The organism is Mycobacterium hubeiense (assembly GCF_002838065.1).
In the GTDB taxonomy this organism is placed as follows: domain Bacteria; phylum Actinomycetota; class Actinomycetes; order Mycobacteriales; family Mycobacteriaceae; genus Mycobacterium; species Mycobacterium hubeiense.
The window spans coordinates 1-20,488 of sequence record NZ_PIZU01000002.1 but is presented as its reverse complement, the minus strand read 5'-3'; the positions used below and the strand labels follow the sequence as shown (position 1 = coordinate 20,488).

Sequence of the window (20,488 nt, the reverse complement as noted above, 5' to 3'; positions counted from 1 at the left end):
GACGCAGCAAACAACACCGCAACCGATCTTCGACGGGCGGCTAATGTTGGTGTGCATGGGTCACAAATCGTTGATGGCAATGGTGACGGCCATCATCGTCACCGCAGCGCTGGTGGGCTGCGGGCGTGAACCGCAGCGCCAGCCCCAGCCGCCGACCCAGGAGGCCACCGCGGCCGCGCACGACTTCGCAGACGCTTTGAGCCGGCGGGTGACGGGCGACGCGATGTGGGCGCATCTGGAGAAGCTGCAGCAGATCGCCGACGCGCACGGCGGCAACCGCGCCCTCGGCACACCCGGGTACGAGGCCAGCGTCGACTATGTGGCCGATGCATTGCGCGACAAGGGCTTCGATGTCCAGGTACCCGAGTTCGAACTGCGCCTGCCGTTCGCCGACACTCCCGAGGTGACGGTCGCGGGCACGCCGATCGAGGCCAAGCCGCTGGAGTTCACCATCGGCACGCCCGGTGTGTCCGGCCCGTTGGTGCCCGCCAAGGTCGACGACACCCCCGGCTGCACCGCGTCGGACTACGACGGCCTGCCGGTGAAGGGAGCGGTAGCACTGGTGGACCGCGGTCACTGCCCGTTCTCGGTGAAACAAGAGGTCGCGTCCAAAAGCGGTGCCATCGCGTTGATCGTTGCCAACAACGTCGACGAAGAGCGGATGGGCGGCACGCTGGGCGAGAAGACCGACGTCAAGATCCCCGTCGTCAGCGTCAGCAAGGCCGACGGCGAGCGGCTGCGCGCCAATCCCGGCGAGACGACCATCAAACTCAACGCGGGCGTGCGCACCGAACGCACCCGCAACGTCATCGCCCAGACCAAGACCGGCTCGACCTCCGACGTGGTGATGGTCGGGGCGCACCTCGATTCCGTCCCCGAGGGCCCGGGCCTCAACGACAACGGCACCGGCGTGGCGGCGGTGCTGGAAACCGCACTGCAACTGGGCAGCTCGCCGGACATCAACAACGCCGTGCGGTTCGGCTTCTGGGGCGCCGAAGAACTGGGCCTGATCGGCTCCAACAAATACATCGAGTCACTGAACATGGAGGAGCTCAAGGACATTGCGCTCTACCTGAACTTCGACATGCTCGGCTCACCCAACCCCGGCTACTTCACCTACGACGGCGATCAGTCCGCTCCTCGCGATCCCAACGGCGGCGTACCGCGCGTCCCCGAGGGATCCGCCGGCATCGAACGCACGCTGGCGGCCTACCTCGAGGACGCCGGAAAGTCGCCTCAGGACATCAATTTCGACGGCCGGTCCGACTACGACGGCTTCACCCAGGCCGGCGTCCCCGCCGGCGGCATCTTCTCCGGTGCGGAGGGTGAGATGACCGAGGAGCAGGCCGAGCGCTGGGGCGGCACCGCCGGTCAGCCGTTCGATCCCAACTACCACAAAGAGACCGATACGCTCGACCACGTCAACCGCACCGCGCTGGAGATCAACGGCGCCGGCGTCGGCTACGCGGTCGGGCTGTACGCGCAGGATCAACGGGGCCGCAACGGGATACCGATTCGCGAGGACCGTACCCGCCATCCGCTGTCGACACCGTGATCAGACGGGTCGCGGCCACCTTGGCGGTGGCGCTACTGGCGGCGTGCTCGTCGGGCCAACCGGGCGAGCCGGATCTGGCGCGTGATCTGGCCGGCCGAATCACCGTTGACGGGATTTACACTCACCTGCAGAAGCTCGCCGACATCGCCGACGCCCACACACACGACCGATCCGACGGTACGCCCGGATTCGACGCCAGTGTCGACTACGTCGCGAAAGTATTGCGCGACAGCGGTTTTGACGTGCAGACCGCCGAGTTTGAGCGGCTAAAGGTCGCGCAGCCGGGCAACACCGCGCTCACAGTGGCGGGCCGGCGCTACCACGTCGACCAAGCGTCGCTGCTGATCACCACGCCGCCCGGCGGTCTCACCGCCGTCACGCTGCGGCCGGTCAAGCCGTCCGGTTGCCGCGCCGAGGACTACGGCAAGGTCAATGTCAGGGGTGCGATCGCGGTGGTGGACGACTCCGGGTGTTCGGTGGTGGACAAGCAGAACACCGCCGTGGCCAAAGGCGCGGTCGGCCTGCTGGTGGTCACCACACCCAGTGCCAGCGGCAGCCCGGCAGGACTGTTCGACCAGGGCTACTACCGCGACCTCAAGGTCCCGGTCGGGGTGATCAAACCCGACGCCGACGCCGCGCTGCGGCGCACCAGCACGCCGGTCCGGCTCACCCTGGACGACAAAGCCTCGATGGTCAAGTCGCGAAACGTGCTGGCGCAGACCAGAACCGGTGATACCCGCAATGTCGTGATGGCCGGCGCTCACCTCGACAGCGTGCCCGGCAGCCCGGGTATCAACGACAACGGCTCGGGGGTCGCGGCGTTGCTGGAAACGGCGGTAGCACTCGGGTCGCAGCCGCGGCTGGCCAACGCGGTGCGATTCGCCTTCTGGGGCGCGGAGGAAACGGGTCTGGACGGGTCCACGGCGTACGTGCGCGGCCTGGACGGCGATCAACTCAACGACATCGCGCTGTATCTCAACTTCGACATGCTCGGCTCGCCGAATCCGGGTTACTTCACCTATGACGGGGACCAGTCGGCGGCGACCACGCCGACCAACGACGTGCCGACCGGATCGGCAGGCCTCGAGCGCACGCTGGCGGCATACTTGAACGAGGCCGGCGTGCGGCCCGCCGACATGCCGCTGGGACGCGCCACCGACTACAACCCGTTCCGCAACGCCGGCGTGCCCATCGGCGGCGCCACCACCGGCGCGTCGCAGCGCAAAACCGAAGTGCAGGCTCGGTTGTGGGGCGGGCGAGCCGGCCTCGCGTTCGACCCGAATTACCACAGCCCGCGTGACCGTCTCGACAATGTCGACCGGCATGCACTGTCCATCATGGGCCCCGCAGTCGCGTTCGCGGTCGGCACCTACGCGCAGTCGATCGACGGCGCCAACGGTGTGCCGCCGCGTGATGAGCGCAAGCGCACGCCGTCATAGCGCCTACCTCGGCGGCGAGTGTGCGTCAGCTGCGGCGAGTGTGCGTGTACTGCGGGATATTTCGCCATTCTCCGCGGTGAATGCACACTCAACGCGGTCAGCGCACACGCAACCAGTACACGACCACACCGAGGGCGACGACGCCGCAGCCCACCACCACCGAGGTGACCGGTAGCGAGAACGCCAACAACAGGCAGCCCGCCAGCCCGATCACCGGAATAAGCCTGGCGCCCAACGTAAATGCCGACGCGTTGGCGATCGCGTAGTACACCAACACGGCGAACGACGAGAAACCGATCGCGCCCCGCAGATCAGCCACCGCTGCGACACCGGCGACGACGACGCCGACCGCGATCTCCGCGCGATGCGGGCTGCCGAACCGCGGATGCACAGCCGCCAGAGCACCCGGCAGATGCCGATCGCGGGCCATCGCCAACGTCGTCCGCGACACCCCGAGAATCAGCGCCAGCAGCGAGCCGAGCGCCGCCACCGCGGCCCCCGCCCGCACCACCGGCTCGAAGCCGGCGAAACCGGCTGCCCGTACCGCCTCCGCCAATGGTGCAGTGGCCGAGGCCAATCCGGCGCTGCCCAATTCGGCGAGCACTGCGACCGCGGCGGCCGCGTACACCACCAAGGCGATCCCCAACGCGAGCGCTATCGCGCGCGGAATGGTGCGAGCGGGCTCGCGCACCTCCTCACCCAGCGTCGCGATGCGGGCGTACCCGGCGAACGCGAAGAACAGCAACCCGCCCGCCTGCAGCACACCCACGACGGTGACGTCGTCGCCGAAACGCAGGTTCCCGACGTCGGCATCCCCGAAGCCCAGCGCCAACACGACCACCGCGGCCAGCACCGCCAACACCGTCGCGACGATCGCCCGAGTCAGCACCGCGGAGCGTTGAATCCCGAAATAGTTGAGCGTCGTCAACGCCACCACCGCGGCCACCGCCACCGCATGCGCCCCGGCCGGCCACACGTAGTAGCCGACGGTCAGGGCCATCGCCGCGCACGACGCCGTCTTGCCGACGATGAAGCTCCACCCCGCGGTGTATCCCCAGAATTCACCGAGCCGTTCGCGGCCGTACACGTACGTCCCGCCCGACTGCGGATACCGGGCGGCCAGCCGCGCCGACGACGTCGCATTGCAGTAGGCGACGACGGCCGCGACCGTCAAGCCGACGAGCAGACCCGAACCCGCCGCCGCGGCAGCCGGCCCCAGCGCGGCGAAGATGCCGGCGCCGACCATCGACCCCAGGCCGATGACGACGGCATCGAATGTGCCGAGCCGCCGGCGCAGCGCGGGGCCGTCCGGCGTGCTCACCCAGGCGATGTTAGGTCAGATGGTGTTCCGGTTCGTGGGCCAGCTTCTCGTGGGCCGACGTCGCCGCCCCCAACAGCAGCGTCCCGAGCACGGCCAACGCCCCGATCACCACGAGTGGAACCGTCCACATTCGCCGCGCCAGCAGGCTGTTCTCACACTGCTCGGCGTAATCCGGGCCGCCGGTCGCCGCGAGCGCCTGGCTCAAATCGGCGATGTATCCGGTTCCGCACTTGATCTGAAATCCGTATTGGTCGTAGTCGTCGAGGAACACCGGAAAGCCCAGTGCGAAAAGGCCGATCGCGGCGAGGACGGCCCCGACAATGCCCACGTACCACGCGCGCTGGATCACCGTCTCTCCCTTCAGGTCATGCAGACATCGGCAAACGGCAGCACCGGCCACGAGACGATGGCGCCCAGATAGGACACCACCCAGTCGATGCCAGCCATCTGCTCCAGATGGTCGGTGTGGGTGCTCGACCAGAAGACGCCGACAAGCAGATACGGGGTACCGAGCACGATAGCGACGACGATCAACTCACCGATCGTCACTCGATAGCCGAGCAGCCTTCTCAATGTGTTCAGCATCGGACCCCCAACCGGTCTGCAGCCAGCACTATGTTAATGGTCATTCTTTCAAGATCGGGGGGTTTCGCGAATTTTTGCAGTGGAAGCGAACGTCGATGTGTGTAGCTGGTCGGCTAAGGTGTCGCCATGGCGAGCACCCCGCAAGAGCGCGGTGACGGTGTCCGACGCCGGCCCAAAGATCGGAAGGCGCAGATAGCCAGAGCGTCGGCCGAGGCCTTCAGCGCGCTCGGCTACCACGGAGTGAGCATGGAGGCCATCGCTTCGCGTGTCGGCATCTCCGCGGCGGCGCTGTACCGCCACTACTCGAGCAAGTACGAGCTCTTCCGCGACGCCGTGGTCGCCCTCGGCCAGCAACTGGTGGACTGCACGGCGTTCGCCGACGAACTGCCCGACGAGGACCCGCAGCGGATTTTGCATCGCCTGGTCGCTGCGCTGACCGACACCGCGCTGGCCAACCGGGAGTCCGGCGGTCTGTACCGCTGGGAGGCGCGCTACCTGCTCGGCGACGACCAAGCGACGCTGAACGGGCAGATGCGCACCGTCCATCATCGAATTCAGCAGCCGCTCTTGGCGATTCGGCCGGACCTGAGTTCGCGCCAACGCTGGACATTGTCGACCGCACTGCTCAGCGTGGTCGGCAGCATCGTCGACCATCGGGCCAAGCTGCCCGGCGGCCAGATCCGGGCGCTGCTCGCCGAGCTCGCCGAAGCCGTGGTCACCGCCGAACTCCCGCCACCGACCGACGACGCCGCACCCCAGCCAGAGCCTGCAGTTCGGACGGCGGACACGTCCAAATATGAAGCGTTGCTCAGCGAATCGATGCAGCTGTTCAACCAGAAGGGCTATCGCGACACCAGTATGGAGGACATCGCCGCCGCGGTCGGAATGCCCGCGTCGGGCATCTACCGGTACTTCTCCGGCAAGAGCGACATCCTGGCCGCCGCGTTCCGGCGCGCCGCCGACCGGTTGTCGGCGGAGACTGCCGAAATCCTCAATGCAGCAACCGATCCCGAGCAGGCGCTGGCCACCTTGATCGACGGCTATGTCGCGCGCTCGTTCACCCATCCGGAACTGGACTACGTGTACTACACCGAACGGCTCAACATGTCACCGGCCGATCAGGACATTCTGCGCAATCTGCAACGCGCCACCGTCGAGGCCTGGGTGGGCCCGGTGCTGGAGTTACGCCCGCGGTGGACGCCGGGGCAGGCGCGGTTCGCCGTACACGCGGCCATGGCCCTAGTCATCGACCTGGGTCGGCTGATGGGCTATCACAACACCGCGCAGAACCGGGAAGTCGTTGCGCGGCTGCTGGATTTGGCGTTGCTCGGCCGCTACCGATTGCGTGCCGCATTGCCCGCCAAGTAGGCCAGGTAGCCGATCGTTCCGACCACGGCCAGCGGGCGCGTCCTGCGTGCGCTCAGCCCTAGGCCGAGCGCCGTCTCGATGCCTCCGTTGGTGTAGATGTGCTGCCGGGTTCTGCGCGGAAACGCCGGCTTGGTGATCGGCTCGAACATCTGCGGGCTGGTGAAATGAGCCAAGCCGACACCGGCCAATGCCAATCCGGCGAATTTGGCGGCACGCGAATCCTTACGGGGCACTGCTGATCCTTTCTGGTCAAGCAATCTGATAGTCGCTCAACGGGAATGTAGACGCTTCCTCGATCGCGTTGTGAGTCGAGGTAGGGCGCAACAGCGTCGCCTCGCCGCTGTGGTTGAAGTAATACGACCGCGACGTGGCACACGAACCGCCGTAGAACACCGAGTCGTCAAGGAGTTCGGTCATCCGGTCCAGGAAGCGGGTGTTGGCCTCCTCGGTGACCTCAAAGGTGCTTGCGCGGCGGCGCTGGACCTCCCGGAACAGGCGATCCATCAGCCGCATCTCGCGCTCGATGGTGTCGAAGTACGACAACCCGCTGTACGAGTACGGCCCGGCCAGGCTCAGGAAGTTCGGGAAGTAGGGTATCGACACGCCCTGGTAGGCCTGGAACCTGTTCTCCCGCCACCACTTTCCGAGATTGCGGCCCTCGCGGCCGACGACCTCGATCGCAGGGAAGTTGGCGTCCCACAGGTCGAAGCCGGTGGCCAGTACCAACGTGTCGATCTGGCGCTTGTTGCCGTCGGCGGTCACGATGCCGTCGGGTTCGATGCGTTCGATGCCCGTGGTCTCCAGGTGCACATTCGGTTTGGTGAATGTGCGGTAGTACGTGTTGGAGAACGTCGGCCGCTTGCAGCCGAAGTCGTAATCGGGGGTGAGCTTTTGGCGCAACTCCTTGTCGCGAATCGAGACGAATCGATGGATCTTCGACAGGTCGGCGGCTGCGATGTTCAGGCGGCGGAACTGCCGATAGTGCAGCACCGCCGAGATCAGCATCAGCTCGAGGACGTTGTCGGTGACGTAGCGGAACGTTCTGTGCACCAACGGAACCCGTGCGAAGGCCCGTTGTAGCAGACCGGGGATCCGGAAGTCGACCTTGGGCACCACGTAGATGGCGGTGCGCTGATACACGGTCAGCTCGGCGACCCTCTTGGCCAGCTCGGGAACCAGCTGCACCGCGGTCGCGCCCGTGCCGATCAGCCCGACGCGGCGGCCGTCGAAGTCATAGGTGGCATCCCAGTCTGTGGTGTGGATGGTGCGCCCGTTGAAGGTCGCGATACCCGGGATGTCGGGGGTGTAGGGCTGCGACAGGAATCCGGTGGCGGTGATGAGGAACTGCGCCGACAGCGTCTGGCCGCCGGCCAGTGCCACCTGCCACAGCCCGAGCTCCTCATCCCAGCGGGCGCCTTCGACCGCGGTGGAAAACCGCATGTGCCGGCGCACGTCGTACTTGTCGGCGACGTCGTCGGCGTAGCGCTTGAGCTCGGGGCCGGGCGCGAACAGCCGCGACCAATTCGGGTTGGGCTCGAACCAGTACGAGTACGTGGTGGAGGGGATGTCGACGGCCAGCCCGGGATAGCGGTTGACGTGCCAGGTGCCGCCGAGATCGTCCTCGCGTTCCAGGATGACGAAGTTGTCATAGCCCAGCCGTTTGAGCTGGATCGCCGCGCCGATTCCGCCGAACCCCGCCCCCACGATGACAGCGTCGAATCGCTCCGAAGTCATGCAGTAGACGGTACCTCAGGTACTAGGTACTTTGTCGAGGCCTGGCGGCTACTCCAATGTGCCGGTGCGGGCGTCGATGGTGGTGGCGATGCAGGTCACCGCGCGATCGCCGCGGTCCCAGGAGTCCTCGGTCGGGTAGAGCACGAACAGCCCGATGGTGGGATCGGCGGCCGCGGCGGGCAGCTGCAGGCTGAGCTGCGGCTCGCAGCGATTCTGGTATCTGGTGATGGCGTGGTGGCCCGGGAAGTCGCCGTCGGGCATGGTGAGCACGGCGAACACCTCGCCCTTGTGCGGTTCGCTGCAGTCGACGACGTCGACGCGCGTCACCGTGGTGTCGTCCGGTATCTCGGCGAGGCAGTCGCCGGTGCTGACCTTGGTCGCGTCGACCGAACCCCGCGCCAACAGGTGAAGGACGGCCGCCGCGCCGAGGGCCGTCACCGCGACCCCCGCGAGAACGGCGACCATCACCGCCGCGATTGCCCACCAGTTGGATTTCGGGGCGGGCGGCGGATAGTAGGGCGGCGGGCCGTACGGCCCCGGCGGCATGGTCACTACAGCAACCGTAGCGCCGCGTCGACCGCCAGCACCGGCACATCGATGGTCTTGGAGCCCAGATCGTGGCGCGCGCCGGTGACCTCGACGACCTCGGTATCCGCCGGGATCAACGCCGCGGCTGCGCGCACCTCCTGGAGGCTGCCGAACGGGTCGGCCGTGCCGTGGGTGAACACCGTCGGCGCGGCGATCCGCGGCAGGTGCTCGGTGCGGGCACGTTCGGGCTTGCCGGGAGGGTGCACCGGATAGGAGAACAGGGTCAGCACGTCGACGGTCAGGCCGTCCGCGACCGCCATCGACGTCATCCGCCCGCCGTACGAGTGCCCGCCCGCGATCACCGGTCCGGCGGCGAGCTCTCGCACTGCCGCCACCGCCTCGACGACGCCGGCCTGGTCGGTTGCCGCCGACCCTGACGGCGGCCCCTTGGGTCGACGCCGTCGGTAGGGCAGGTTGTAGCGCACCGCCAGCCAGCCGCGGCGGGCCCACTCGTCGCAGATCTGCTTGAGCAGCGGTGATTCTCGGCTGCCTCCCGCGCCGTGGGTGAGGACGACGACGCCGGTGGGTTCTTCTTGGGGCTCGTGGGCGATGCCCGCGATCGCATCGAGGTTCATCGGCCGAGCCTGAACAGTGCCGACACTGGGCCGTGGCCGTGGCCCAACGGGTATGCGGCACGCAGACATTCGGTCACCCAGCGTTTGCCGAACGCCACGGCGTCCGGCACGGTGTACCCGTGCGCGAGTGCGCTGGCCACCGCGGCGGCGAGGGTGTCGCCGGCGCCGTGGTCGTCGCCGGTGTCCACGCGCGGTGCGTCGAACTCGTGGAAGTCGGTGCCGTCGTAGAGCAGATCCGGGCTGTGCGGCGACGACCGCAGATGCCCGCCCTTGACCAACACCCACTGCGGGCCCAGCCCATGCAACGCGCGCGCCGCGTCACGCTGGGACTGTTCGTCGATGACGTCGATGTCGACGAGCAGCCGTACTTCGTCCAGGTTGGGCGTCACCAGTGTCGCTAGCGGAAACAGTTGTGTGCGAAGCGAATCCAGTGCACTCGGGTGCAACAGCGGATCGCCGTGCATGGACGCGCACACCGGGTCGACGACCAGTGGCACCGTCAGGTCTTGAGCGCGCCAGGTACCGGCGACGGTGTCGATGATCGCCGACGACGCCAGCATGCCCGTCTTCGCGGCCTGCAGCCCGATGTCGGAGGCCACCGCCTCGATCTGGCCCGCGATCACGTCCAGCGGGATCTCGTGAAATCCCTTGACGCCCATCGAGTTCTGCACGGTGACCGCGGTGACGGCGACCAGCCCGTGCACGCCCAGCATCGCGAACGTGCGCAGATCGGCCTGAATGCCGGCGCCGCCGCCGGAGTCCGAGCCGGCGATCGTCATCACCCGTCGCGGTGTGGTTCCCGGCTCGGGGATCGGCAATCCAATCGATTCCGGCGTGATTTCCTGCGATGAACGCAGGTTTTCACGCCCAAATCGCTCGGTCATGCGAGTGGAAGATAGACCCGGTTGCCGTTTTCGGCGAACTCCCGCGACTTCTCCGCCATACCCTTTTCGATCTCGTCGCCGTAGGCGTCCCGGATGTCCTGCGTGATGCGCATCGAGCAGAACTTCGGCCCGCACATCGAGCAGAAGTGCGCGGTCTTGGCGGGTTCGGCCGGCAGCGTCTCGTCGTGGAACTCCCGCGCGGTGTCCGGGTCGAGCGACAGCGCGAACTGGTCGTGCCAGCGGAACTCGAACCGGGCCGTCGACAGCGCGTCGTCCCGTTCCTGGGCCCGCGGGTGTCCCTTGGCCAGATCGGCTGCGTGCGCGGCGATCTTGTAGGCGATCACGCCGTCCTTGACGTCCTTGCGGTCGGGCAACCCGAGGTGTTCCTTGGGCGTGACGTAGCACAGCATCGCGGTGCCGGCCTGGGCGATGATCGCCGCGCCGATCGCCGAGGTGATGTGGTCGTAGGCCGGCGCGATGTCGGTGGCCAGCGGGCCGAGGGTGTAGAACGGCGCCTCCTCGCACCACTCCTCCTCCAGCTTCACGTTCTCCACGATCTTGTGCATCGGCACATGTCCGGGGCCCTCGATCATTACCTGCACGCCATGGGATTTCGCGATCTTGGTCAGTTCGCCCAAGGTGCGAAGCTCGGCGAACTGGGCTTCGTCGTTGGCGTCGGCGATCGAGCCCGGCCGCAGCCCGTCACCCAGCGAGAACGTGACGTCGTAGCGCTGCAGGATCTCGCAGAGCTCGTGGAAGTTGTTGTACAGGAACGATTCCTGATGATGCGCCAGGCACCAGGCCGCCATGATCGACCCGCCGCGGGACACGATTCCCGTCACGCGCTTGGCCGTCAGCGGGATGTAGCGCAACAGCACGCCGGCGTGCACCGTCATGTAGTCGACGCCCTGCTCGCACTGCTCGATCACGGTGTCGCGGTAGATCTCCCACGTGAGCTTGGTGGGGTCGCCGTTGACCTTCTCCAGTGCCTGGTAGATCGGCACCGTGCCGACCGGCACAGGCGAATTGCGCAGAATCCACTCGCGGGTCAGGTGGATGTCACGCCCGGTGGACAGATCCATGATGGTGTCGGCGCCCCACCGGGTGGCCCACACCATCTTGTCGACCTCTTCGGCGATCGAGCTGGTGACCGCCGAATTGCCGATATTGGCATTGACTTTCACCGCGAACGCCTTGCCGATGACCATCGGCTCGGACTCGGGGTGGTTGTGGTTGGCCGGGATGACGGCGCGGCCGCGGGCGACCTCGTCGCGCACCAACTCCGGGGCCACGCCTTCCCGTAAGGCGATGAACGCCATCTCCGCGGTGATCTCGCCGTTGCGCGCCCGCTGCAACTGGGTGCCTCGGTCGCGCACGACACCCGGCCGCGGCGGCAAGCCCCGGTGCAGGTCGATGACCGCGTCGGGGTCGGTGTAGGGCCCCGAGGTGTCATACAGGTCGAGATGCTCGCCGTTGGTCAGGTTCACCCGCCGGAACGGCACCCGCATCCCGTCGATCTCCCGGTAGATCTTCGTGCTTCCGGTGATCGGGCCGGTGGTCACGGATGGGTCGACAGATACTTGCGTCATTTCTTCTCCCTACGCCGGCATTACCCGGTCAGGTTCGTACGGTCGACAGCCCCAGCTGTCCTCTCAGCGCACTCGGTGTGCGCTCCCGCGTTCGGACGCCGTCCACGCTAGCGCATGCGGCCGGCCATCGGGGCTCGAATTGCCCCGAGATAGTTTGTATAGCTAATATATGTGTTTTTGAAGCTGACCCGTGAAGCGAAACTGTGACAACCGAGATCGAAAAGACGACCACCGCCGTCGAGCCCAGCGCCGTCGGCTCCTACAAGTGGATCGCGCTATCCAACACGACGTTGGGCATTCTGCTGGCGTCGATCAACGCGTCGATCGTGCTCATCTCGCTTCCCGCGATCTTCCGCGGTATCGGGCTCAACCCATTGGCCCCCGGGAACGTCAGCTACCTGCTGTGGATGCTGATGGGCTACCTGGTGGTGACGGCGGTGTTGGTCGTGCCCTTCGGACGGCTCGGCGACATGTTCGGCCGGGTGCGCATCTACAACCTCGGATTCGTGGTCTTTACCGTTGCGGCCGTTGCGCTGTCGTTCGACCCGTTTCACCTCGGCGGCGGGGCGGTCTGGCTGATCGCGTGGCGGGTCATCCAGGGCGTCGGTGGCGCCATGCTGATGGCGTCGTCGTCGGCGATCCTCACCGACGCGTTCCCAGCCAATCAGCGCGGCATGGCCCTCGGCGTCAACATGGTTGCGGCGGTGGCGGGTTCCTTCCTGGGGCTGTTGATCGGCGGCTTTCTTGCCGAGTGGCACTGGCAGGCGGTGTTCTGGGTCGGCGTCCCGATCGGCGTCATCGGCACCATCTGGAGCATGCGGTCGTTGCGGGAACTCGGCGTGCGCACACCGGGTCGGCTGGACTGGGCGGGCACGCTGTCGTTCGGACTCGGCCTGACTGTGCTGCTCATCGGCATCACCTATGGGATCCAGCCGTACGGTGATTCGACCACCGGGTGGTCCAACCCGTGGGTCCTCGGGTCGATCGCCCTGGGGTTGCTGGTGCTGGCGGCGTTCTGCCTCATCGAGCTCCGGGTGGCCGAGCCCATGGTCAATATCCGGTTGTTCCGCTCGGCTGCATTCGGGATGGGAAATCTCGCCGGCCTGATGTCCTCAATCGGCCGCGGAGGCCTGCAATTCATGCTCATCATCTGGCTGCAAGGCATCTGGCTTCCCTTGCACGGCTATGACTTTGAGTCCACACCGCTGTGGGCGGGCATCTATCTGCTTCCCGTCACCGTCGGGTTCCTGGTGGCCGCTCCCATCGCGGGTTCGCTGTCCGACCGCTTCGGCGCACGACCAATGACTGTCGGCGGGATGCTGCTGATGGCGGCGTCTTTCATTGCGCTACTGGTTATTCCGGTGAACTTCGACTACTGGATGTTCGCGATCCTGGTCTTTCTCAACGGGCTGGGCGGCGGCATCTTCACCGCGCCGAACACCGCGGCGATCATGTCCAGCGTGTCGGCCGCCGAGCGCGGCGCCGCATCGGGTGTGCGGGCGACGTTCTTCAACGCGGGCTCGTCGCTGTCGATCGGCATCTTCTTCTCGTTGATGATCATCGGTCTGGCCAACACGCTGCCTTCCGCGCTGAGCACGGGCCTGCAGGAGCAGGGCGTGTCGGCGTCGGTGGCGCACGACGTCGCCAATCTGCCGCCGGTGGGCAGCCTGTTCGCGGCGTTCCTGGGCTACAACCCGGTCGCCGAACTGCTGGAGCCATCACATGCGCTGCAGCAGCCCGGCGTCAACGCCGAGGTGCTCACCGGCAAGACGTTCTTCCCGCATCTGATCACCGAGCCGTTCCATGCCGGGTTGGTGGTGGTGTTCGGCGCCGCGGCCGTGATGATGCTGATCGGCGCGGTGGCGTCGATGTTCAACCCCGGTCGCTACGCGGACGTCTGAGGGCTGAGCGGTCAGGCGAGGTCCACCATGACGGGCGCGTGGTCGCTGGGCGCCTTACCCTTTCGTTCTTCGCGGACGATCTCGGCGTGGGCGACACGGGCGGCCAACGCCGGTGACCCGAGGATGAAGTCGATGCGCATGCCGCGGTTCTTCGGGAAGCGCAGCTGGGTGTAATCCCAGTAGGTGTACACACCCGGACCCGGCGTGAAAGGCCGTACCACATCCGCGAATTGAGCGTCGACGATCGCCTGGAACGCCTCCCGCTCCGGCGGCGTCACGTGCGTGCTGTTCCGGTAAAACTCCACACTCCACACGTCCTCATCGGTCGGCGCGATGTTCCAATCACCCACCAACGCGATCTGCGCGCTGGGATCGTCGGTGAGCCACTTGTGCGCGGTATCCCGCAGCGCGGCAAGCCATTGCAGCTTGTATACGTAGTGCGGCGACCCGACGGTGCGGCCGTTGGGCACATACAGGCTCCACACCCGCACGCCGTTGCACGTCGCGCCCAACGCGCGGGCTTCGGCCTTGGCCTCCACCGTGTCGTTGTCGCTCCACGTGGGCTGACCCTCGAAACCCACCTGCACGTCGTCTATGCCGACACGCGACGCGATCGCCACCCCGTTCCACTGGTTGAAGCCGCAGTGCACGACGTCATAGCCCAGCGCGACAAAGGGCATGGTGGGGAACTGGTCGTCGGAACATTTGGTTTCCTGCATGGCCAGCACGTCGACGTCGGCGCGTTCCAGCCAATCGGTGACGCGGTCGACGCGAGCGCGAATCGAGTTGACGTTCCAGGTGGCCAACCGCATGCGCTACAGGTTACGGGCGTCGACATAGCGGACCTGGTGCTGCACGGCGAAGCCCAGCGATTCGTACAACGCGATCGCGGGATCGTTGTCGACCAGAACCTGCACGTAGGCGCGGGTGGCGCCGCGTTCGGCGGCCCACGCCAAGAGCGTCGAGCACACGGCGCGGGCATGGCCGCGGCGGCGGTGTTCGTCGACCACCCGCACCGCCGACAGTCCCACCCATCGCGTGCCGTCGGGCGCCCTCGTCACTGCGGCGCGACCCACCGCGGCGTCGTCAAGCGTCGCGAACGCCACTTCGCCGTCGAGCACCGCGGTCAGCATGTCGACCGGCACGTCGCGCTGATACAGCCGCAGCCACTTCTCATCCGGGCGTGACGCGAGCGCGACACTGGGCGCCGACGCGGCCGTGACACTCGAAACCATGACGTGGGTTTCGAGGTGCGTAGGCACTGCGGCGGGAAGCTGCAACAGCCGGTCCGGCACCGAAAGCCACGGCGTCACCCCGCGTGAGGTGTACCAGTCGACGATCGCGGGCACTGCGTCGAGACCAGCACCGACCTGAAGTGGCACAGCAGAATTGGCGCGATGCGTATGGCCTTCGGCGAAGCGCAGCAGCCAGCCGTCGAGCCACTGTTGCTCGACGCCGGGCCATGCGAACGCGGCCGCGTACTCCGTCGACCGAATCTGGAAAGTCCGCACCGGAACCGCGCCCAGCGCTCGCACCGCGACCACGTCGTCCGGTGAAACCTCCACCACCGCACCGGATTTCGTCTGCACCGTCACCGGCTCGAGCGACAGCAGATGGCCAATCACGTCGGTCAGCGGCGGCACCGACCCGGCCGGCCGCCGGTAGCGGATCACGACGCGCGTGCCCGGAGCGGGCCAATCCATCAGTGGCCGAACGGATCCGGATCCCTACCCGGCATCCACGTCAAACCCGGCACCCCCCACCCATGCGATTTCACGGCGCGCTTGGCAGCGCGGGCATGCCGGCCGACCAGCCGATCGAGATACAGGAACCCGTCCAGATGACCCGTCTCGTGTTGCAGCATCCGCGCGAACAACCCGGTGCCCTCCACCGTGATCGGGGTGCCGTCGGCGTCCAGCCCCGTCACGCGGGCCCAGTCGGCGCGCCCCGTGGGGAATTGCACGCCGGGCACGGAGAGGCAGCCCTCCTCGTCGTTGTCGGGGTCGGGCATGGTCTCGGGGACCTCCGAGGTTTCCAGCACCGGGTTGACGACGACGCCGCGGCGACGGCTGGTGCGGCCGCGGTCCTCGGGGCAGTCGTAGACGAACACCCGCTTGGACACGCCGATCTGGTTGGCGGCCAGGCCAACCCCGTTGGCGGCGTCCAAGGTCTCGTAGAGATCCTTGATCAAGTCGGCGAGATCTGCCGGTAGCGAACCATCGTCGGCGACGGGCACCGGTTCGGTCGCGGTGTGCAAGACGGGATCTCCCACGATGCGGATGGGTACGACGGCCATGGCGAGCAAGCTTAGTGAGCCGACTCGCGGGGTTTGGTGACGGATCAACTTCCAAACCCGTGATTGAATGATCGCCGAAACACAGAGTTGTCATTTCGAGTGTCGGAAAGGGTCCAGGAGCAATATGGACGGCGCCATGGCGCGTACTGAGCAATCCGGGGACGACTCTGATCTGACCGATGGGCTCACCCGGCGCGAACACGACATTTTGGCGTTCGAGCGCCAGTGGTGGAAGTACGCCGGATCCAAGGAAGACGCGATCAAAGAGCTGTTCTCGATGTCGGCCACCCGGTACTACCAGGTGCTCAATGCCCTGGTCGACCGGCCGGAAGCGCTGGCCGCCGACCCCATGCTGGTCAAGCGGCTGCGGCGGCTCCGGGCCAGCCGGCAGAAGGCGCGGGCGGCGCGTCGGCTGGGCTTCGACGTCACCTGACGTCCGGAGGGCAGGAGCGAAGCGACCCGGGGACTTTGACCTGGACGGATTTGTCGGATCCGGGGGTCCGGTCGATACAGTGGGCTAGATGAACCAGCGAGAATCCTCCGGGCTGCCCCTGCGCGCCATGGTCATGGTGCTGCTGTTTTTGGGCGTGGTCTTCCTCTTGGTGGGATTCCAGGCGATGGGGTCAGACAGCGATTCCGGCGACGACGAGTCGTCGGTGGGCAGCGCGATCACCACGACGACGACGCGGACGTCGGCGCCGGCAGAGGCGGAACCGGCCCGCGCTGATGTGCGGGTGTACAACATCTCGTCGGTGGCGGGCGCCGCGGAAGGCACCGCGAACCGGCTGCGCGAGGCCGGCTGGAACGTCACCGAAACCGGCAACCTGACCCTGGACGGTGTGCCCGGCACCACCGTTTATTTCAGCGACGCGCCCGGCGAGCAACAGGCCGCCGATGAAGTGGGCCAGCTGCTGGAAGCGCCGGTGGAGCCGCGACGGCCCGAGTTGGCCGAGCAACCACCGGGCGTGGTCGTCGTCGTCACCGGCTAGGCTCGTGCGCATGCTCAAGCCCCTCGTTTTCGCCGCCCTGTTCGCCGTTCCCGCAGTCGCCTTGAGTGCATGCAGTCCCACCACTGAGCAGCCGGCCACCGAGCCGGGCACCACGCCGCCGGTGTGGACCGGTTCGCCGTCGCCGGCGCCTGGCGGCGAGGACGAGGGCGGTCACGGAGCGAGCGCGGAAGCCGGCCAGAAGTTGACGGCCGAGCTCAAGGCGCCTGACGGCAGCTCGGTGGCGAGCGCGGACTTCGAGTTCGCCGACGGCTATGCCACCGTCACCGTGAAGACGACGGAGTCCGGCAAGCTGACGCCAGGCTTCCACGGGCTGCACATCCACTCCGTGGGCAAGTGCGAGGCCAATTCGGTGGCCCCGACTGGGGGCGCGCCGGGCGACTTCAACTCCGCCGGTGGGCATTTCCAGGTGCCCGGGCACAGCGGGCATCCGGCCAGCGGCGACTTGACCTCGCTGCAGGTGCGCGGTGACGGTTCGGCGTTGTTGGTGACGACGACGGACTCGTTCACCGCCGAGAACCTGCTCGCGGGTGAGAAGACGTCGATCATCATCCACGCGAACGCGGACAACTTCGCGAACATCCCGCCGGAGCGCTACCAGCAGGTCAACGGAACGCCCGGACCGGATCAGACGACAATGGCCACCGGCGACGCCGGAAGTCGGGTGGCGTGCGGTGTCATCGGGACCGGCTAGCAGACACATCGATTTCGCCGGGTCACCCCGGCCGTCCGTCGGCGTCGAATGGGAGTTCGCGCTTGTCGACGCCGAAACCCGCGACCTGAGCAACGAGGCCGCCGCGGTCATCTTGGAACTCGGGGAGAACAACCCGCGGGTGCACAAGGAACTGCTGCGCAACACCGTCGAGATCGTCACCGGCGTCTGCGACAACACCGGCCAGGCGATGGAGGATCTGCGCTCGACGCTGTTAACGGCACGCAAGATCGTGCGGGACCGCGGCATGGAGTTGTTCTGCGCGGGCACGCATCCGTTCGCGAAGTGGTCGGCGCAGAAGCTGACCGACGCGCCGCGCTACGCGGAGCTGATCAAGCGAACTCAGTGGTGGGGCCGGCAGATGCTGATCTGGGGCGTGCATGTGCACGTGGGGATTTCGTCGGCGCACAAGGTGATGGCGATTATCACGTCGTTGCTCAATCAGTATCCGCATCTGCTGGCGCTGTCGGCGTCGTCGCCGTTCTGGAACGGTGAGGACACCGGCTACGCGAGCAATCGGGCGATGATGTTCCAGCAGTTGCCGACGGCCGGGCTGCCGTTCCACTTTCAGACGTGGGCGCAGTGGGAGGGTTTCGTCCACGACCAGAAGAAGACCGGCATCATCGACCACATGAACGAGATCCGTTGGGACATCAGGCCTTCGCCGCATCTCGGCACGGTCGAGGTACGGATCTTCGACGGGGTGTCCAACCTTCGCGAGTTGAGCGCGCTGGTGGCGTTGACGCATTGCCTGATCGTGGATCTGGACCGCCGGTTGGACGCCGGTGAGCACCTGCCGACCATGCCGCCGTGGCATGTGCAGGAAAACAAGTGGCGGGCCGCGCGTTACGGGCTCGATGCGGTGATCATCCTCGACGCCGACAGCAATGAGCGGTTGGTGACCGAGGACCTCGACGCGTTGCTGAATCGGATGGAGCCGGTGGCGAAATCGCTCGGCTGCAGCGACGAGCTGGCCCGCGTCGCCGACATCTATACGTTGGGCGCGTCGTATCAGCGGCAGCGCCGGGTCGCTGAGGAGCACGACGGGGATCTGCGTGCGGTCGTTGACGCCTTGGTGAGTGAGCTTGAGCTATAAGGTGTGTTGATGGTGGTGCGACGGGTGCTCGTGGCGCTGGCTGTCGTCGCGCTCGCGGGCTGCAGTGACGTCACGCCGGGGCGGCCGATGGCCGATCCGGATCAGACCGGGCTCACCACCACGACCACCACAACCACCACGACGCCGCCGCGGGAGTCGCCTCGGGCACCGGGTGGTCCACCGCCGGAAGGGTTGGCCGCGACCACGTGTGGTGATTACGTGTCGATGGACGATGCGGCCAAGCGTGAGGTCATCGAGGCGATCGGGGAGGACAACGAACTGGTCGGGATGAATCCCGAACTGTGGGTGGGCGTCGCGGACATGATGTGCGCATTCACTGAAAAATCGACATTGGTGCGTGACGCGGTCGCCGGCGGGGGGTTCCGGTAGATCGATGCCCGTCACGCCGATGTTCCCGCTCGAGGTGGCGATGCTGCCGGGCGAGGAGTTGCCGCTGCGGATCTTCGAGCCGCGGTACTCGGCGTTGGTGGCCGATTGCCTGGCCGCCGACGACCCGGCGTTCGGCGTGGTGCTGATCGCGGCGGGGCGTGAGGTCGGTGGCGGGGACAGCCGCAGCGACGTCGGGGCGATGGCCCACATCACCGAAGTCGCCGATTTCGGGGACGGGCGCTACCGGTTGAGATGCGTGATGGGCGAACGCATTCGGGTGGTGGAGTGGCAGCCCGACGACCCGTATCCACGGGCGGTGGTCGAGGAGTGGCCAGACGAAGAGGGCCCGGCGGTGGCGGGGGATCGGGTGGCCGATGTCGAGGACCGCATCATGGCGGTGTTCGAGCGGATCGCCGAAGCGCGGGGTGCGCAGCTGAGCGAGCGCGACGTCTTGTTGGGGCCGTTCGAGCCCGACATCGGAAAGCGGTTGTACACGTTGGCTTCTCGGGTGCCGATGGGCCAGGCAGACCGCTACGCGGTGTTGTCGGCGCCGACGCCGGCTGCGCGGCTGGACGCGCTGAGCGAGGCCGTCGACACCGTCGCGGCGATGGTGGAGTTCCAGCTGTCGGAGTGACTACTCCGGGACGAAGGCTTCGTCGCGCAAGCGTTGGAGGGCCAGAGCTCGTCAGCTGGCGAAATCTGATTGCCGAGCTCGGGTAAGGGCCGCTTCGGTTCCGAGCTCTGCTCGCAGCTCTGGGTTCTCGATGTAGGTCCGCACGTAGCTGTACAGGATGCGGGGGTCGACATCGAATCTGCGGCAATCAAATTCGATCATCGGTACTGGTGGAAGGCGGTCGAGTCGACAGAAGCGCGTCGTGTACCGGCGATCCCAGTTAGCATTGGCGTACCCGATCGCCAGGATCATCGGGTAGCCGTTGAACGCCGGTTTCACACCCACAATATCTGGCCAGTCCAATCGCGACTCGAAGTTCCATCCCCGCTGGGAAATACCTTGACTGGACAACAAGACTCCACCGCGGCGAATCCGGCCGGAGGCCGCCGCCCCAAGGTACGACATGAACACGAGGCCAAGTGCAGCAGCCAGCACCGCAACGCCAGGGAACCCCTCGTCATCGTGAATGAATATATCGACAGCCGCCATCACGCAAAAAGCGGCGAAGCATGCAATCCATGCGATCAGAATTCTGAACTGCCAGGCGGAATAGCGAATTTCCGTCATTGAAACACCGGCGTCTTCGACCGTCCGGATTGCTGCTGAGAGGACAGTACGCCGGTAGCGAGCGGTCAATCCGAAGGCGACCAACAGAGCTACCGCCAGCGCGAACAGCAGACAGTATCTGAGCGCCACGAAGTTTCCCGCGCGTGCGGCTATGAAGCCGACTAGGACTGACATCGCCGCGGAACCTGTCAACCTGAATGAGGCACCG

23 protein-coding genes are annotated in these 20,488 nt (G+C 66.6%); 10 read left to right on the top strand and 13 right to left on the bottom strand.

Annotated elements, in window-relative coordinates:
• Positions 1-55 precede the first annotated feature (55 nt).
• Positions 56-1,555, top strand: coding sequence for a M28 family metallopeptidase (locus tag CWS39_RS01765; protein WP_102141448.1), 1,500 nt, complete (start codon positions 56-58; stop codon positions 1,553-1,555).
• Complete coding sequence (locus tag CWS39_RS01760; RefSeq protein ID WP_102141203.1) at positions 1,552-2,994, top strand: M20/M25/M40 family metallo-hydrolase; 1,443 nt, start codon at positions 1,552-1,554, stop codon at positions 2,992-2,994. Before CWS39_RS01765 ends, CWS39_RS01760 begins: the two co-directional genes overlap by 4 nt.
• 97 nt (positions 2,995-3,091) lie before the next feature.
• Here CWS39_RS01760 and CWS39_RS01755 read toward each other — a convergent pair whose 3' ends face one another.
• The 3 genes from CWS39_RS01755 to CWS39_RS01745 are packed head-to-tail and all read right to left on the bottom strand — an operon-like array spanning position 3,092 to position 4,900.
• Positions 3,092-4,315: an APC family permease gene (locus CWS39_RS01755; RefSeq protein ID WP_102141202.1), complete on the bottom strand. Its 1,224-nt coding sequence runs from the start codon at positions 4,313-4,315 to the stop codon at positions 3,092-3,094.
• Positions 4,316-4,325: 10 nt separating this feature from the next.
• The gene (locus tag CWS39_RS01750; protein WP_102141201.1) at positions 4,326-4,664 is read right to left on the bottom strand and encodes a hypothetical protein; all 339 of its coding nucleotides are present in this window, start codon (positions 4,662-4,664) and stop codon (positions 4,326-4,328) included.
• Positions 4,665-4,675: 11 nt separating this feature from the next.
• Complete coding sequence (locus CWS39_RS01745) at positions 4,676-4,900, bottom strand: hypothetical protein (RefSeq protein WP_102141200.1); 225 nt, start codon at positions 4,898-4,900, stop codon at positions 4,676-4,678.
• Between the two features lie 126 nt (positions 4,901-5,026).
• Here CWS39_RS01745 and CWS39_RS01740 point away from each other — a divergent pair, with 126 nt between their 5' ends.
• Positions 5,027-6,268, top strand: a complete 1,242-nt coding sequence (locus CWS39_RS01740) for a TetR/AcrR family transcriptional regulator (protein WP_102141199.1) — start codon at positions 5,027-5,029, stop codon at positions 6,266-6,268.
• Here CWS39_RS01740 and CWS39_RS01735 read toward each other — a convergent pair.
• From CWS39_RS01735 to thiC, 6 genes are all read right to left on the bottom strand, one after another.
• Positions 6,235-6,501: a DoxX-related protein gene (locus CWS39_RS01735; protein ID WP_102141198.1), complete on the bottom strand. Its 267-nt coding sequence runs from the start codon at positions 6,499-6,501 to the stop codon at positions 6,235-6,237. The genes CWS39_RS01740 and CWS39_RS01735 overlap by 34 nt on opposite strands.
• A gap of 16 nt (positions 6,502-6,517) precedes the next feature.
• Positions 6,518-8,002: a flavin-containing monooxygenase gene (locus tag CWS39_RS01730; RefSeq protein ID WP_102141197.1), complete on the bottom strand. Its 1,485-nt coding sequence runs from the start codon at positions 8,000-8,002 to the stop codon at positions 6,518-6,520.
• A gap of 48 nt (positions 8,003-8,050) precedes the next feature.
• A complete protein-coding gene (locus CWS39_RS01725) occupies positions 8,051-8,548 on the bottom strand; it encodes a septum formation family protein (RefSeq protein ID WP_233213339.1) in 498 nt (165 codons plus the stop codon).
• Between the two features lie 5 nt (positions 8,549-8,553).
• Positions 8,554-9,165, bottom strand: coding sequence for an alpha/beta hydrolase family protein (locus CWS39_RS01720; RefSeq protein WP_102141195.1), 612 nt, complete (start codon positions 9,163-9,165; stop codon positions 8,554-8,556).
• The gene (thiD, locus tag CWS39_RS01715) at positions 9,162-9,944 is read right to left on the bottom strand and encodes a bifunctional hydroxymethylpyrimidine kinase/phosphomethylpyrimidine kinase (RefSeq protein ID WP_233213338.1); all 783 of its coding nucleotides are present in this window, start codon (positions 9,942-9,944) and stop codon (positions 9,162-9,164) included. The genes CWS39_RS01720 and thiD overlap by 4 nt, the downstream gene beginning before the upstream one ends.
• Before the next feature lie 101 nt (positions 9,945-10,045).
• The gene (thiC, locus tag CWS39_RS01710; protein ID WP_102141193.1) at positions 10,046-11,638 is read right to left on the bottom strand and encodes a phosphomethylpyrimidine synthase ThiC; all 1,593 of its coding nucleotides are present in this window, start codon (positions 11,636-11,638) and stop codon (positions 10,046-10,048) included.
• A 203-nt stretch (positions 11,639-11,841) separates the two neighbouring features.
• Here thiC and CWS39_RS01705 point away from each other — a divergent pair, with 203 nt between their 5' ends.
• Positions 11,842-13,539, top strand: a complete 1,698-nt coding sequence (locus CWS39_RS01705; RefSeq protein ID WP_102141192.1) for an MFS transporter — start codon at positions 11,842-11,844, stop codon at positions 13,537-13,539.
• A gap of 11 nt (positions 13,540-13,550) precedes the next feature.
• On the opposite strand, the gene CWS39_RS01700 is transcribed toward CWS39_RS01705, so the two are convergent.
• Genes CWS39_RS01700 through CWS39_RS01690 form a run of 3 tightly spaced genes read right to left on the bottom strand, consistent with a single transcriptional unit; the run spans position 13,551 to position 15,835 of the window.
• Entirely contained in the window at positions 13,551-14,351 is an 801-nt protein-coding gene (locus CWS39_RS01700; protein WP_102141191.1) for an exodeoxyribonuclease III, read from the bottom strand.
• Positions 14,352-14,354: 3 nt separating this feature from the next.
• Positions 14,355-15,242 (bottom strand): N-acetylglutamate synthase, CG3035 family, encoded by an 888-nt coding sequence (locus tag CWS39_RS01695; protein ID WP_102141190.1) that lies wholly within the window; start codon positions 15,240-15,242, stop codon positions 14,355-14,357.
• Positions 15,242-15,835: a peptide deformylase gene (locus CWS39_RS01690; protein WP_102141189.1), complete on the bottom strand. Its 594-nt coding sequence runs from the start codon at positions 15,833-15,835 to the stop codon at positions 15,242-15,244. Before CWS39_RS01690 ends, CWS39_RS01695 begins: the two co-directional genes overlap by 1 nt.
• Before the next feature lie 124 nt (positions 15,836-15,959).
• Between CWS39_RS01690 and napA the strand changes: the two genes are divergently transcribed.
• The 6 genes from napA to CWS39_RS01660 all read left to right on the top strand — a co-directional run bounded on the left by napA (position 15,960) and on the right by CWS39_RS01660 (position 19,674).
• Entirely contained in the window at positions 15,960-16,268 is a 309-nt protein-coding gene (napA, locus tag CWS39_RS01685) for a nucleoid-associated protein NapA (protein WP_102141188.1), read from the top strand.
• A gap of 88 nt (positions 16,269-16,356) precedes the next feature.
• On the top strand, positions 16,357-16,824 hold the full coding sequence (locus CWS39_RS01680) for a LytR C-terminal domain-containing protein (RefSeq protein WP_102141187.1): 468 nt from the start codon (positions 16,357-16,359) through the stop codon (positions 16,822-16,824).
• 10 nt (positions 16,825-16,834) lie between these two features.
• Positions 16,835-17,536: a superoxide dismutase[Cu-Zn] gene (sodC, locus tag CWS39_RS01675; RefSeq protein WP_102141186.1), complete on the top strand. Its 702-nt coding sequence runs from the start codon at positions 16,835-16,837 to the stop codon at positions 17,534-17,536.
• Positions 17,517-18,650, top strand: a complete 1,134-nt coding sequence (locus CWS39_RS01670) for a glutamate--cysteine ligase (protein ID WP_102141185.1) — start codon at positions 17,517-17,519, stop codon at positions 18,648-18,650. The genes sodC and CWS39_RS01670 overlap by 20 nt, the downstream gene beginning before the upstream one ends.
• A 9-nt stretch (positions 18,651-18,659) precedes the next feature.
• Positions 18,660-19,040: a hypothetical protein gene (locus tag CWS39_RS01665; protein WP_233213324.1), complete on the top strand. Its 381-nt coding sequence runs from the start codon at positions 18,660-18,662 to the stop codon at positions 19,038-19,040.
• A gap of 4 nt (positions 19,041-19,044) precedes the next feature.
• A complete protein-coding gene (locus CWS39_RS01660) occupies positions 19,045-19,674 on the top strand; it encodes an LON peptidase substrate-binding domain-containing protein (RefSeq protein WP_102141184.1) in 630 nt (209 codons plus the stop codon).
• A gap of 51 nt (positions 19,675-19,725) precedes the next feature.
• On the opposite strand, the gene CWS39_RS01655 is transcribed toward CWS39_RS01660, so the two are convergent.
• Positions 19,726-20,488: hypothetical protein (locus CWS39_RS01655; protein ID WP_233213323.1), on the bottom strand; the 763-nt coding region annotated here is incomplete at its 5' end.